Source organism: Prevotella sp. MGM1 (assembly GCF_002933775.1).
Lineage (GTDB): Bacteria > Bacteroidota > Bacteroidia > Bacteroidales > Bacteroidaceae > Prevotella.
In genome coordinates, this window is record NZ_BEWV01000180.1 from 23,454 (window position 1) to 36,777 (window position 13,324).

Annotated in this window: 11 protein-coding genes; 6 read left to right on the forward strand and 5 right to left on the reverse strand. The window is 46.0% G+C overall.

Annotated features, from left to right (window positions below):
- Positions 1-23: 23 nt before the first annotated feature.
- Positions 24-2,000, forward strand: coding sequence for a peroxiredoxin (locus MoGM_RS07105; RefSeq protein WP_104369412.1), 1,977 nt, complete (start codon positions 24-26; stop codon positions 1,998-2,000).
- 232 nt (positions 2,001-2,232) lie between these two features.
- Positions 2,233-5,040, forward strand: coding sequence for a hypothetical protein (locus MoGM_RS07110; protein ID WP_104369413.1), 2,808 nt, complete (start codon positions 2,233-2,235; stop codon positions 5,038-5,040).
- Positions 5,041-5,206: 166 nt separating this feature from the next.
- Here MoGM_RS07110 and trmD read toward each other — a convergent pair whose 3' ends face one another.
- Both trmD and MoGM_RS07120 read right to left on the reverse strand, forming a co-directional pair.
- Positions 5,207-5,893, reverse strand: a complete 687-nt coding sequence (trmD, locus tag MoGM_RS07115) for a tRNA (guanosine(37)-N1)-methyltransferase TrmD (RefSeq protein ID WP_104369414.1) — start codon at positions 5,891-5,893, stop codon at positions 5,207-5,209.
- 93 nt (positions 5,894-5,986) lie between these two features.
- A complete protein-coding gene (locus MoGM_RS07120; RefSeq protein WP_104369415.1) occupies positions 5,987-6,841 on the reverse strand; it encodes a patatin family protein in 855 nt (284 codons plus the stop codon).
- 216 nt (positions 6,842-7,057) lie between these two features.
- On the opposite strand from MoGM_RS07120, the gene MoGM_RS07125 reads away from it, so the two are divergent.
- Together MoGM_RS07125 and MoGM_RS07130 are read left to right on the forward strand one after the other, a co-directional pair.
- Entirely contained in the window at positions 7,058-7,756 is a 699-nt protein-coding gene (locus tag MoGM_RS07125; RefSeq protein WP_104369416.1) for a DUF2461 domain-containing protein, read from the forward strand.
- Positions 7,753-8,799: an esterase-like activity of phytase family protein gene (locus MoGM_RS07130; protein WP_233210195.1), complete on the forward strand. Its 1,047-nt coding sequence runs from the start codon at positions 7,753-7,755 to the stop codon at positions 8,797-8,799. Before MoGM_RS07125 ends, MoGM_RS07130 begins: the two co-directional genes overlap by 4 nt.
- A gap of 261 nt (positions 8,800-9,060) precedes the next feature.
- Here the strand turns inward: MoGM_RS07130 and rhaM are convergent, their stop codons facing one another.
- Both rhaM and MoGM_RS07140 read right to left on the reverse strand, forming a co-directional pair.
- Entirely contained in the window at positions 9,061-9,378 is a 318-nt protein-coding gene (gene rhaM, locus MoGM_RS07135) for an L-rhamnose mutarotase (protein WP_104369417.1), read from the reverse strand.
- 132 nt (positions 9,379-9,510) lie between these two features.
- The gene (locus tag MoGM_RS07140; protein WP_104369418.1) at positions 9,511-10,422 is read right to left on the reverse strand and encodes a glycosyltransferase family 2 protein; all 912 of its coding nucleotides are present in this window, start codon (positions 10,420-10,422) and stop codon (positions 9,511-9,513) included.
- Positions 10,423-10,627: 205 nt separating this feature from the next.
- Here MoGM_RS07140 and MoGM_RS07145 point away from each other — a divergent pair, with 205 nt between their 5' ends.
- A complete protein-coding gene (locus tag MoGM_RS07145; protein WP_158249571.1) occupies positions 10,628-11,266 on the forward strand; it encodes a lipocalin-like domain-containing protein in 639 nt (212 codons plus the stop codon).
- A gap of 118 nt (positions 11,267-11,384) precedes the next feature.
- Positions 11,385-11,927: a 30S ribosomal protein S16 gene (locus tag MoGM_RS07150; protein ID WP_104369420.1), complete on the forward strand. Its 543-nt coding sequence runs from the start codon at positions 11,385-11,387 to the stop codon at positions 11,925-11,927.
- Between the two features lie 161 nt (positions 11,928-12,088).
- Here the strand turns inward: MoGM_RS07150 and MoGM_RS07155 are convergent, their stop codons facing one another.
- On the reverse strand, positions 12,089-13,267 hold the full coding sequence (locus MoGM_RS07155; RefSeq protein WP_104369433.1) for a glycosyltransferase: 1,179 nt from the start codon (positions 13,265-13,267) through the stop codon (positions 12,089-12,091).
- Positions 13,268-13,324 lie beyond the last annotated feature (57 nt).

Sequence of the window (13,324 nt, forward strand, 5' to 3'; positions counted from 1 at the left end):
ACCGGATTAAGGAGGCAAACTATATGAGAAAGCTGGTAATAATGGCGGTATCGCTGCTGGTTTCGGTCGCAATTCCGGCACGGGACAATGTCGGAGCGAAGAACATGAAGAAGGAACTGGAACACTTCAAGGCCGCTTCCGAGTTTAAATCTGTGCTGTCACATCGTGGAACGGGACTTTACGAGTGGAATTTTAAGTATACGTACCCGAAGGGAAAGGCAGATGACCATAAACTGCCAGCTCCTTTGGTACGGTTGGAAAAAGCCTTTGCCGACAATATACGATATTCCTCTTCTATGTTTGTGCTTCCGCAAAAAGAAGCCGGTAGGCCATTTGGTAAAGTCTCTTTTATGTGGCCTGACGCGGCATATGGGCGGGTATTTTTCAATTTCAGGATAGATGACAGAGACAATTTCCGTTATCTCTGTTTTGAGGAAAGTGATAATCGGCGCACGTCTTACATGCTCACATGGCATGATGTGGAGTATATCGACTCCAAAGGAGTTACATGGCGGATGATAGACGGCAACGTGGTGGAGCTGTCGGGGACGCATTGGCGGATGGTGGAATTTATTGAAGATTCTTATAGGGATAATTCAAATAAAGTCGCTTCGAAAGGCGGTAATCAGTCGGAAGAGTATATAAATCTTCGTGAACAGATGGCTTATCTCAACGGATTGTATTCCGAATACGTTAAAGACAATAGGCAGATGGATTGTGATGCGGTGGCTTACTTCATCAGCAAACTGGCCGCCGATTTCAAGGGAAATCTTACCGAGACGCAGTATAAGGCGATGGATGAGGAATTGTCGGCGTTGCTTGACATCACTCCCTCCGGGGCACGGTACAATATTATAGCTAATGCCAAGACGGTGTTGAACGGCAAAACGTTTCACATACCTGATGGAGATGTGCTTTTCGAGTCAGTTTCCAATAAGGATTTGGCAAACCGCAACTATGTGAAGCTTATGTTTGAGACTTACGATATGTCTGAATTAAAGGAGTACGGGACGTTTAATGTCAGTGGAAGAACAGACAGAGACATCCGTCGGATATTCGTAACCGACAGCAAACAGACGTTTGCCGATACGTATGCGGTACAGGTGAAAGACGGTAAATTCTCTTTTTCTGGCTTGGTAAGCAAAGATAATCCGGTGACTGTTTCAGACGAAATGGGACGGGAATGGCGCCTCATGGCCGACAGTATACCGGTGGTTATTGATATGCGAACGGGAGTTATGAGCGGTTCGGAGACAAATATGAAGTTGGGAGAGTGCCAACTGCGTTTTAAAAATATAATAGCAGACAGGCAAAAATATACAGTAAGTGTGAACGGCAGTCGCAGAATAGTGGATAATGAAGGCTACGAGGCTCTCTGTGACAGCCTTAAAAGAATTGAGATTGAGACCATTGGAAACTGTGATAATGCCATGGTGGCGGCATGTCTTCTTGCCGATTGCTATTCGGCAATGAGCTATGAGGAACTTGACGGGCTTTTTAATGGCTTCTTGGAAAATGATTCAAATGAGATATTACGCCCGGCAAGAGATTATTTCGCAGGATTGGAAAAGCGCCGCCCGGGCATGAAATATGTCGATGCGGAACTGGAAGACACGGCCGGGGGGAAGCGCAGTCTGGGCGAGTTTATAGGCAAAGGATATGTGATACTAAACTTCTGGAAAGAACGGTGGAACCCGTCAAGAACAGATTTCCCTATATATAAGAAATTGATGAATAAGTATGGCGATAAGGGATTGAACATAATAAGCGTCGTTATCGGCACTGATAAAGACCTCTGGAAGCGTTATGTGGATAAAAGAGGGCTTAAATGGACACATCTGTATACGCCGTTCGAATATGACGGAAAGTCGGTTCTCGACCTGTACGGTGTGCGCTGTATCCCGGAGAATGTGTTGATAGGGCCAGACGGACGCATCATCGCCTCGGACATATACGGTTCTGAGCTTGAAAAGAAAATGGATGAAATATTTGATAGATAGCGCATCTGTTTATGCTTGGCCGGCAATGGGTATAAGATAAGCATTCAACATATATGTGTTGATAACCGGTATTGAGACTGACAAGAAGTCAGGCACATAACGAAAAGGACAGACACGGAAACACAGAGAAAATGAAAGATAGAAAGTTTGGGACAAGGAGATGAAACTTGTACTATCTAAGTGCTTCCGTGTCTTTTCTTTATATTAAAAGACAATCAAATTACAATAATTTATGAATACAATCTGCAAGTGGATAATTCTCCTTGCCCCGGTGTTCTGTGCCCTTACGGCAGGCGCCCAGGGTGCTGGAAAGGAGAAGGCGAAGAAGGAAAAGACCGTTGAGATACACGGAGAGGTATATGACTCGTTTACCAAGGCGAGGATGTATGGTAAGTTTTGTATAATGACCGCCGACTCGACGGTAATAACGGAAGACTCGCTCAGTGGTTACAAGACAAACTCTTTTTATATTGTTGATGTTCCGAAGCGGGATGACAAGTATATAATCAGAATAGAAAGTGACGGCTATGAGACATCATATACTGACTATGAACTTAAAATAACAGGGCGTAAGCAACAGTATATAGTTCCGACAATATTGATCAAGCGCAAGGCAGACGACATCTTTAAGGATGTGGAGCTTGGCGGAGTGGTGGTCACAGGTACCAAGGTGCAGGTTGCGTATAAAGGTGATACGATAGTATATGATGCCTCGGCGTTCAATCTTCCCGAAGGATCGATGCTCGATGCGCTTGTACGTCAGTTGCCCGGCGCGGAACTGAAAGACAACGGCGACATATACATCAATGGTGAGAAGATAGATTATCTGACACTTAACGGCAAGGATTTCTTTAAAGGAAAGAACAAGATTATGCTTGAAAATCTGCCTTATTTCACGGTGAAGGACATAAAGGTGTATCATAAGTCGACGGAGATGAGCGATATGTTAGGGCGTGAGGTTGAGGAGAAAGAGTTTGTGATGGACGTCAGACTCAAGCGTGAGTATGCCCGGGGATCCATCGTCAACGCCGAAGGGGGAATGGGAACGGAAGACAGGTATATGTCGAGGGCGTTCGGACTATATTACGATGACCATACCCGGATATCCGCATTTGGCAATATTAACAACGTGAACGAAGACAGAAAACCAGGTAACGACGGTGATTGGACACCGAGTGGCCGGACGCAAGGTTTGCTGGCGACCAAGTATACGGGTGTTCATTTGCAGACGGAAGACAAGGAAAAGCGTGTGGAGGAGACTTTCGATGCTACCGTGAGATGGACCGATGGGGATAATGTCAGCGGGCAACAGTCGGAGACTTTCGCTGCCGATGGCAACATAAACAAGTGGAACCAAAATGTAAGCAGATCTAAAGATTTCTCTTTTTACACAGGCAACAAAATCCATTTTCGGAAGATCAACCTGCGTACTTATATGACTATGAACTACTTTTCTAGTAATTATAACAACGAACGTGTGGATTCTACGAAGCGCGGTGCCACGCTTGTGAATAGTCGCCATAATCTGTATCGCAGCGAAAACAAGTATCTTTCGTTTACTTGGGGCGTGTTCTGGTATAAGCCTTTTAATAATGGAGATTCCTTTTTTGCCAATTTTTACGGCAATTATTATCGTAATCAACCGACCGATCGTTTTGATATGGAGGCCACGAAATACGATGCTACTGGTGAAGAACAACTGAAAAACAGATATTTTGACAGCCGTGATAACTATTACAGATATTCATTTGAAATGGGATATATTTATGCGTTGCCCGATAAATGGGATCTGGAAGCAAGCGTGACATTCACACAGGACAGAAAGACTGATAATAATTTGCTGTACCGTCTCGACCGTCTTGACAGCGAAATATACGATCATCTCGGCATCATTCCTGTTTCGGAAGAAGACCGCCTTTTGGCGTTTGACACAGAAAACAGTGTAAAGAACATTCTTCTGACGCGCAATTACTACTTGAATTTGCAGTTACAGAAGTACACGGAGAAATACAATATACGTTTCACTTTACCGCTAAGTCATATCAGTGAGAAGCTCGACTATATGCAATCGACACTTGATACGGTGGCAACAAGAAACAAAATGCTATTCCAGCCGTCGATATTATACAAGCGGTTTGGAAACACTCCCATAACTCTGCGTTACTCACTTAGTGTTAAGCAGCCTGATTTAAAACGCATGATGCCGGTTGTCGACACATCCGATGAGCTGTCGTTGTACATCAGTAATCCCGATTTGAAAAGTACCATCAATCACAAAGGTAGCGGCCTGATAACCTTCAAGAACCTAAAGACGGGAGGAAGCACATTCGCTGGTTTTGATATTGGAGTCAGTCAGCGTTTTATAGGGAGGCGTACCACTTATAATTCGACTACCGGTGCCTATGTGTACAAGGACGGTAATGTGGACGGCAATTGGAACGCCAGCGTGAAAGGAGGTACTGATATGCCGGTAGACAAGGCCAAAAGACTGCGTTTTGGCATAGACGGCAGAGTGAAATACGAGCGCAGTGTGGATTTTGCCGTGTCCTACGATGAAGCCAACAACGTGCTGAGCAAGGTTGATAATGTGTATACTCGTCTCAACACCAAACTGACATATAGGTTCAAGACATTGTCTGCCGGCATCGTGGGAAAACTCACCGTCCGTCACAGCACAGGCAATATTGATAATTTTGAGACTATCGACGTTTTTGACTATCAGTTTGGCGGAAACCTGCAATATACCATTCCTGTGATAAAGCTCAATGTGTCTACGGACATGAACATGTTCAGTCGACGCGGATATGCAAGCAGTACGATGAATACAGACGACCTTATATGGAACGCACAGATAAGCCGCTCGTTCATGAAAGGCCGTATAATGGCAAAACTCTCGGCGTTCGACATACTTCATCAACTGTCTAACGTGCGCTATACAGTGAATGCACAGGGTCGTACAGAGAGGTGGTACAACAGTATTCCGCGCTATGTTATGCTCAGTTTGGCATACAGTTTCAAGCAGAAACCGAACAAGAAGTAAATAAGGCGGTATGCCGGAAAGTGGTAGTTAAATGATAAAGCCGGAAGCAAAGTAGATTTGTTTCCGGCTTTATCATTTAAGAAAAAAAGTGCAATCTTTCCGAAAAAAGCAAATATACCCATTGCATGTATCGTGTCATGCGATTAAATACAATTAAGCCGGTAGGTTATTTCCCTTTGCCTTCGAGCAGGTCGGGGCGCAGTCGGGCCGTGCGTGCCATGGCCTGGTCGAGTTCCCATTGCTTAATCTTGGCCTCGTTGCCGCTCAACAGTATCTCCGGCACTTTCCAACCCTTATAGTCAGCCGGGCGGGTATATATCGGAGCCGACAGCATGTCGTCTTGAAAGCAGTCGGAAAGTGCGCTCTGTTCGTCGCCGATCACTCCCGGAACGACGCGTACTATGGCATCGGCCATCACGGCGGCGGCCAGTTCTCCGCCCGTGAGCACATAGTCGCCTATGCTTATCTCCCGTGTGATGAGGTGGTCTCGTACACGCTGGTCTATTCCCTTGTAGTGCCCGCATAGGATTATGATGTTGCCTTTCATCGACAGCTCGTTGGCCACGTGCTGGTCGAACCGCTCCCCGTCGGGCGACGTGAATATCACCTCGTCGTAATCGCGCTCCGCTTTCAGTGCCGAGATAGCCCTGTCTATCGGTTCGCACTGCATCACCATTCCCGCGAATCCCCCGTAAGGATAGTCGTCCACGCGCCGCCACTTGTCGTTCGTGTAGTCCCTCAGGTTGTGCAGATGTATCTCGGCAAGGCCTTTCTTCTGTGCCCTTGCCAGTATCGATTCGTTGACGAAGCCCTCGATCATCTCGGGCAATACTGTGATGATGTCTATTCTCATAATGCGTGCAAAGTTACTAAAAAGCCGAAAAACATCGGCTTGAAACAGCGTGATATTGTGGCATACGGATGAAAAAACACTGTCGGCGGATATTTATTCCGGTGCGGATAGAAATTTTTTCATGGCCTCCACATGCCGCAGTCCGGTCTCGCGTCCGATGTCGTATACCCGTTGCATCTCCTCGGGGTCGTGCGAAATATGGCCTATCGGTAGTTTAGAGTCAGGGCGTATTACGAGGCACCGTCCTTCGTTTTCCGCCATTGCCACGTATGAAGTCTGTTCATTGTACATCACGTGGCGGCGCATCATTGCCTCGACGGCCCCCCTGTGCTTGCGCAGGCTTATCTTAATGAGCGGCATAGCTTTGTTGGGATGTTTCACATAGTCCCTCGGTTGGGTGAGAATTACTATGTTCCGCAAGTAGCCGATGCTCTCGAAAAACTTCAACGGTATGGAGTCGGTGATGCCGCCGTCGAGCAGTTTCATGCCGTCGAGTTCCACGGCGCGCGACACCACGGGCATTGATGCCGAGGCGCGCACCCAGTCGAAGAACTCATGCCCGCCCCGTTCACATTTCTTATATATGGCCTTTCCCGTGTCGATGTCGGTGCATACGAGATAAAACTCCATCGGGTTCCGCTCAAATGTCTCGTTGTCGAATTTGTCATGCTGTGTCGGTACGGTGTGGTAGGCAAACTCGGCGTTGAAGAAATCGCCCGTTTTCAGCAGCGAGCCGATACCGCTGTAACGCTTGTCACGTGCGAAAATTTTGTTGTATCGCAGCGCCCTTCCAGGTTGTCTTGACTTATAGTTGCATCCGAAAGCCGCCCCGGCCGACACTCCGATCACTCCGTCCGGCTCTATGCCATGCTCCATCATCACGTCGGTCACGCCTACGGTGAACATCCCGCGCATGGCTCCGCCTTCGAGTATGAGTCCTTTTTTCATTGTAGCGAGTGTTTTGTTGTTTCGTTGTTGCAAAATTACGGAATAAAATCGAGACAGGCAAGCAAAGCCGCGGGCTAAATCACTTGTCGGCATCAGATGCCGGATGAGTGACGATACGGTACGCTCCATGGCGCAATAATATGGCGGTGATTTTATCATGCCGATATTTTTTATTATATTTGCGGCCGTAACAGATTAACATACAAAAGAAACATTATGGACGCTAAACTGATATTGGACTTCCTGCGGGACATTATGGCTAACAACAACAAGCAATGGTTCCAGGAGCACAAGGAAGAGTATATGGCTGCAAAGGCCGAGTTTGAGCGTGGTGTAGGGCTGGCGATAGCACGGATAAGCACTTTCGACCCGTCTATATCCCACATCACCGTGAAAGACGCTACTTACAGGTTTTATCGGGATACGAGGTTCTCGAACGACAAGTCTCCATATAAGAACCACTTTGGTGCATACATAGCGGCTCACGGCAAGAAAGCGCTTCACGGCGGATACTATATCCATCTCGAACCTGGGCACTGCCTGTTGGCATGCGGCAACTACTGGTTGCCTACAAATATACTAACCGCCTGTCGCAACGAAATAATGGGAAATATCGGCGAATGGCTTCGGTGTGTGGAGAACGAGGAATTCCTGAAATACTTCGGAGCGCCAGAAACAGCCGGTTGGGACGACAGGCAAGGTTTCGGCATGGAGCGGCTTAAAGTGCGGCCGGTAGGTTTCCCTGCCGACTATGAGCACATGCGATACCTCAGGATGAAGGATTACAGCTGCTGGCACAGTGTCGGTGAGGACTTTTTCGATGGCGACGGATGGCTTGACGGCATGGAAAAGATATTCAAGGTGGCAAAGCCTATGCTTGATTTCACAAACGCTGTAATAGACGATTACGAATGAATTGTACCTCGATGCGACTTGCGCTGATACCGCTTTGTGTTTTCACCGGTTTGAAAACGCTTGCCGCCGGTTCAGACAGTGTAATTGTTCGTTCGGATACAATTATAGTGAATGATTGCGGGCAGCGGTCGTTTTCCGGCAAAGTACCGCCGGGAAATTACAGCGGCATAGCCAATATTGGAAACAACCGCTATGCTGTTGTAAGCGACAAGTCTGAGACGGACGGATTTTTTGTCTTCAAGATAGACGTAGACACTGTGTCAGGAAAAATCGTTGACGTTGAAAACGAGGGTTTCCGTTCAGCCGGAACTATCAACCGTGATGGTGAAGGCATCGCTTATTTTGTCCCTGCCTCTACTGTTTTCATCTGTGGTGAGGCAGACAACAGGATATATGAATATTCTCTCGACGGCCTTAGGACAGGGCGTGAGATTGCCGTGCCAAAGGTTTTTGCCTTATCTTCTGCAAACTATGGACTCGAGTCTTTGACTTATAATGCCGTCACGCATCGTTTTTGGACGACGACAGAGAGTACTCTGCCCGTAGATGGTGAGCAAGCTACGTCGGTCAACGGTGTACGAAACAGGTTGCGGTTGCAGAGTTTTGATGATGATTTGCAGCCTGCTGAATGGTTCTATTATGAGATGGATGCCCCCGAATCGCGTACTGTCGCCGGTGCGTATGCCATGGGAGTGAGTGAGCTTTGTGCTCTCGATGATGGTCGGCTGATAGTCCTTGAACGTGAGTTTTTCGTGTCACGGCGCAAGCTCGGTTCGTATGTTAATGTGAAACTGTATCTCGCAGATCCCTCCGCAGCCGTGCCTGGCGGAATGCTCGATAAGTATTTGCTGCATGGTTTTCGTACCGGTCTCTCGCTTTTCGGACGCAGCATAGCCAACTATGAGGGTATGTGCATTGGACCGCAACTTGCCGACGGTAGCATGACACTCATTTTTGTGAGTGACTCTCAAGACGGATACAAAGGGGTGTTGCGTGATTGGTTTCGCACCGTAAGCATCAGAATACATCCTGCCGATAAGTGATAATTGTAATAAAACGGTCATATACCGGATATACATTACCGACAGTCAGTTTCTTCTTTGTTTTATTTATATTGTTTACATACAGGTGGTTGTACAAAATGTAATCGGTTGCTTATTTTGAAGTGCACCCCAAAAGTTAGGCACAAAACTTTTGGGGTGCACTTCATTTTAACCCAACCTGCTCTATTTTTAATAATTGAAAAGCATTAAAATTGGTTTTGTAATAATAGTTTGTAACTCTTATTAATGTGCCGCAGACTGTCAATCCAGGTGGAAAAGTTCGTCGAGCGGAATGCTTACAGGTGAGTTGTCCGGGTTTACTTCCATTATGTCTGCCATCATGTCCCACCAGTGTTGGGTTATTGGGGCTACGTTTTTCGTATCCTGGCTGTTTCCCTCTTTTGAGCATTCCTGATAGGCAAAGAGTATGTTTGTGTCCTTATCCCAGTAGATACTGTAATTGCCGACTCCCTGTTCTTTGAGCATTTGCTTCAGTTCAGGCCAGATGTCTGCGTGCCGCTTGGCGTATTCCTCCTCGCATCCTTTTTTCAGATACATTTTAAATGCAAATCTTTTCATTGTCTTAGGTTTTTTATTCTTATTTTCGGTTAGTATGATATAATTGTTACGTTTGGTTCCCGTTCTTGTTTTTTTAGTCTGTATAACATCTGTTTGAAATGTTTGTGGGCGTTACTTTATCTTTGTGGCTCTTTATTCTTTTATTGACATATAGTAACCTAATCTGTAAAGGTTGAATATCGTCATGTTGGGGCTGCTGCCTGTGAGAATGCGCCGCTCTGCTTTGCCGAATAACATGTGCCATAGTCTTATTGCGGGAGCTATGTTCCGCAGTTTGTTTTCCAAGGTCAACAGCCGTGAGTATCCTTGCAGTTCTATCTTGAAGCGATGCAGTGTGTGCATTGCCTCTTCCGTTTTGGCAACGAATGAACCGTTTGGCTCGTAATCCTTGAAGAGTACCGGGTTGTCGATATGCTTTATTTGCGCTCCGCACAGGTACAGTTCTTTTCCAAGCAGCACGTCTTCGTATCCGTAAAACCTGAACCGTTCGTCGAAAGGGTGGGCGAGCATCGTTTCCCGTCTTATCATGAAGTTTGCCGTGGCAAAACTTTGGTAAGGTGTTTTTTGCCGCATCTCTACTGAGTGCATAGGGGCAGCTGCTCGTTCGGTGATGTATCTGAGGTTTCTGCCCCAAGTCTCATCGTCCGTGTGAATACAGGTATGCCCGTCTATCACATCGGCCTCATCATTTATTTCATTGATGTATCTGGAGATGAAAAGGTTGTCGGGCAATGCCATGTCACAGTCCATGAAAAGCAGCTGGTCGTATCTGGCAGTCTTGGCGAGGAAGTTGCGTATTGCCGCACGGCCACGGTTTTCGTTTCTCGTTATGTATGAGCATTGTGGTATATTGTTGATGCGGGCATTTGTCTGTATGGTGTTTTCGTCGGTGGAACCGTCATCAGCCACTATTATCTCGTAGTCTATATCCTCCTCGCATGCTTGTCTGTGCAATTCTTCGACAAGATTATAGCATGCGTCGTTGTACGTTGGGATTAGTATCGACAGTTGTTTTTTATCGTGTTTGTCAGTGTGGAAAAGCATTGTCGTTTGCGTTCGGTAGGTTGATTTTATATTTGTGGATGATGTGAGCGTGGCGCACCGTTATTTTTGTCGGGTTGCCAATAAGCATACTGTCCGTGGGCAAAGATAACGAATAATGCCCGTTTGAGAAAATTTTGAACGTTTTATTTGGATGGGTAAAGCTAAAATCGTAATTTTGTCGCACTTATAACAAATGCTAAATAAAATGAAAAAATTGATTTTTAAGTCGGTTGTCGTTGCGGTGATGCTCATGTGTTCTGTAGGTGCGAGCGCACAAATAGATTTGGGAAGCATTCTCGGCGGGATAACCGGAGCCGGTTCGTCGTCATCGGGAGACGATATCGTTTCAAACATAACATCTGTATTTTCCGGAAAAAAACAGGCCACATCTGATAAACTTGTGGGCACATGGGTATATTCCGAGCCGGCGATAGTATTCCAGTCGGATAATTTTCTTGCCAAGGCAGGAGCAAAGATCGCAGCCGGTAAGATCGAAAAGAGTTTACAGGCACAATTGGGTAAATATGGAATAAAGTCGGGAGCGTTCACGATTACGTTTAACTCGGACGGTACGTTTACCGAGACATTTGGCAAAAAGACACTCAAAGGCAAATGGACGGTGAAAGATTCGAAGCTTAACCTTACATTCTCAGGTAAAAAAGCCATACCGATTACCACGCAGCTTGAAAGTAAAAAGCTGATGCTCGTGACTGATGCCACGAAACTGTTGAATCTTGTGAAGACGGTGGCAAGCAGTTCGAACAACTCAAATCTGCAAACAGTGTCGGCCCTAATGAAAAGTGTAAACGGGATGCAGGCAGGTCTTATGCTTGTTAAAAAATGATAATAATTACTCTTTTAATATACATATATAGTATATGTTGACATTAAAAAGAGTAACTTTGCAGCCGCTGTCACGAGATGGCAGCATAAATTCAAACCTAAAAAACAAATAATTTAAAATGGCAACAAAAATCAGATTGCAGCGCGGCGGTCGTAAGGGATACGCTTTCTACCGTATCGTAATCGCAGACGCAAGAGCACCACGTGATGGTAAATTTACTGAAAAGATTGGTTCTTACAACCCTAATACCAATCCTGCCACAGTAGATTTGAATTTCGAACGTGCCCTGTATTGGGTGGAAGTAGGTGCGCAGCCCACAGACACAGTACGTAATATCCTCAGCAATGAGGGCGTGTACCTCATGAAGCATCTTCGTGGCGGTGTGAAGAAGGGCGCTTTTGACGAGGCAACGGCACAGAAGAAGTTTGACGCTTGGAAAGCCGATAAGACCAAGGGTGCAGACGCTGTTCGTGAGAGCGAGGAAAAAGCAAAGAAGGCTGCTTACGAGAAGGAGCTTGAGGCAGAGAAGAAAATCAACGAGGCGATAGCCAAAAAGGTATCTGAAAAGAAGGCTGCAAAGGCCGAAGAAGAAGCCGCAAAGGCTGCTGAAGCAGCTGCAGAGGCTGCCGCTCCTGCAGAGGAGGCACCTGCTGAGGCATAATCCGATTTTTCTTTTCGAGGAAATAAAAAATGCCGGAACTAAATGTTCCGGCATTTTTGTTATATGTATATGTTACGGTTGTCTGTATTTGTTTGTCAGGATTTTGCGAATGCCTTCCCGGCATGTGTATGGCATTCATTGGTTGTATGTGTATATACCGGTCACCTTGTTGGCAAAACAGATAGTGCCAGCTTATAGTACTCTTCGTATTTGCGGGCCACTTTCATGTATTCATGATGTCGTCTGACGTATTCCGTGCTCTGTCTTTTCAGGTCAGGTATGCGTTCCGGGTTGAGAACGAGTTTTTCCAACTCTTCATATACGCTCTCGTATGTCGGCTCAACATTTATAATCGGCCGTAGTTCCTTTTCGTTTATAATCTCATAATTCTCCTTTTCACCGCCCCCGATGCATATAATGCCTTTCGACATGGCAAGCAATGGGTTCATGGACGGTGTGTAGCTGTATAGTTGGTCAAGTATGGCGTCGCTGTCGTCCATCATCTTTCCGTATTGAGCGAATGGCACAGATTCCGCTAATGATAGTGTCACTTTGTCAGGATAACGGGCTGCAATGTCCCTGGCAGCTTTCAGCATGATGTCGGTTCCTTTGTATTCGCTGCGTGTCTTGTTTATTCCGATAAACAACCTGACAGGTCTGCGTGTCGCTGTTGAAGGATTGTTTTTTGCCTTTTTCACCGTATGTGGGTTTGTTTCTGCCATATTTTGATTGTCTGTCGCTTGTATTTCATCTGATAATCGGATCGGGAAGGGCATGAAAACGGTTTTTTGTGGGAAAGCCATGTGGTAGCAAATCCAGTATTCATATAGTCCTGTTATTATTCCGTCGCATGTTTCGGCTATGTATTTGTTCAGTCGTTCTTTCTCGGTTCCCAGCCAATCGGCTCTTTCTCTCAGTGCGTCGCTGTTTGTTCGCAGTTCGTTCCCGATGTTGAAGTCGCTGTATCTCAGCGGTTTTTCGGTGCAACAGGTATTCACCCAATACCAGTCCATGCCGAAACCGCCAAGGAACACTTTGCCGTTGTGCTTTTTCAGGTAGTTGTAAATGCTGAATATCCGTTTGGCTTTAAGTTCTACAAACATCGGATTTATGAGCTGGACGACATCATATCCGCGCAGTTTTGGCAGTATGGCATATATCTTTGCCAACAGCATGATACCTCCGAGTTTCCCGGGTCGGCGCACTATGGAAATATCACGGGGATAGTCTTTCCAGAAATCACCGTTTGAAACAACCGTAACTTTGTGTCCAAGATTTCTCAGACCGGCAGCCAGTGTAGCGTGCACATTACTGTATTCGCCTAACAAAAGTATTTTCATTTTTATGGTTTTACTCATTTAAAGCAGTTTGTTTGCTTGTGGAAAGTACATATCATA

Excerpts from the sequence above, each read along its gene's own strand:
- MoGM_RS07105 (WP_104369412.1), top strand. The coding sequence starts at position 24 with ATGAGAAAGCTGGTAATAATGGCGGTATCGCTGCTGGTTTCGGTCGCA.
- MoGM_RS07110 (WP_104369413.1), top strand. The coding sequence starts at position 2,233 with ATGAATACAATCTGCAAGTGGATAATTCTCCTTGCCCCGGTGTTCTGT.
- trmD (WP_104369414.1), bottom strand. The coding sequence starts at position 5,893 with ATGAGAATAGACATCATCACAGTATTGCCCGAGATGATCGAGGGCTTC.
- MoGM_RS07120 (WP_104369415.1), bottom strand. The coding sequence starts at position 6,841 with ATGAAAAAAGGACTCATACTCGAAGGCGGAGCCATGCGCGGGATGTTC.
- MoGM_RS07125 (WP_104369416.1), top strand. The coding sequence starts at position 7,058 with ATGGACGCTAAACTGATATTGGACTTCCTGCGGGACATTATGGCTAAC.
- MoGM_RS07130 (WP_233210195.1), top strand. The coding sequence starts at position 7,753 with ATGAATTGTACCTCGATGCGACTTGCGCTGATACCGCTTTGTGTTTTC.
- rhaM (WP_104369417.1), bottom strand. The coding sequence starts at position 9,378 with ATGAAAAGATTTGCATTTAAAATGTATCTGAAAAAAGGATGCGAGGAG.
- MoGM_RS07140 (WP_104369418.1), bottom strand. The coding sequence starts at position 10,422 with ATGCTTTTCCACACTGACAAACACGATAAAAAACAACTGTCGATACTA.
- MoGM_RS07145 (WP_158249571.1), top strand. The coding sequence starts at position 10,628 with ATGAAAAAATTGATTTTTAAGTCGGTTGTCGTTGCGGTGATGCTCATG.
- MoGM_RS07150 (WP_104369420.1), top strand. The coding sequence starts at position 11,385 with ATGGCAACAAAAATCAGATTGCAGCGCGGCGGTCGTAAGGGATACGCT.
- MoGM_RS07155 (WP_104369433.1), bottom strand. The coding sequence starts at position 13,267 with ATGAAAATACTTTTGTTAGGCGAATACAGTAATGTGCACGCTACACTG.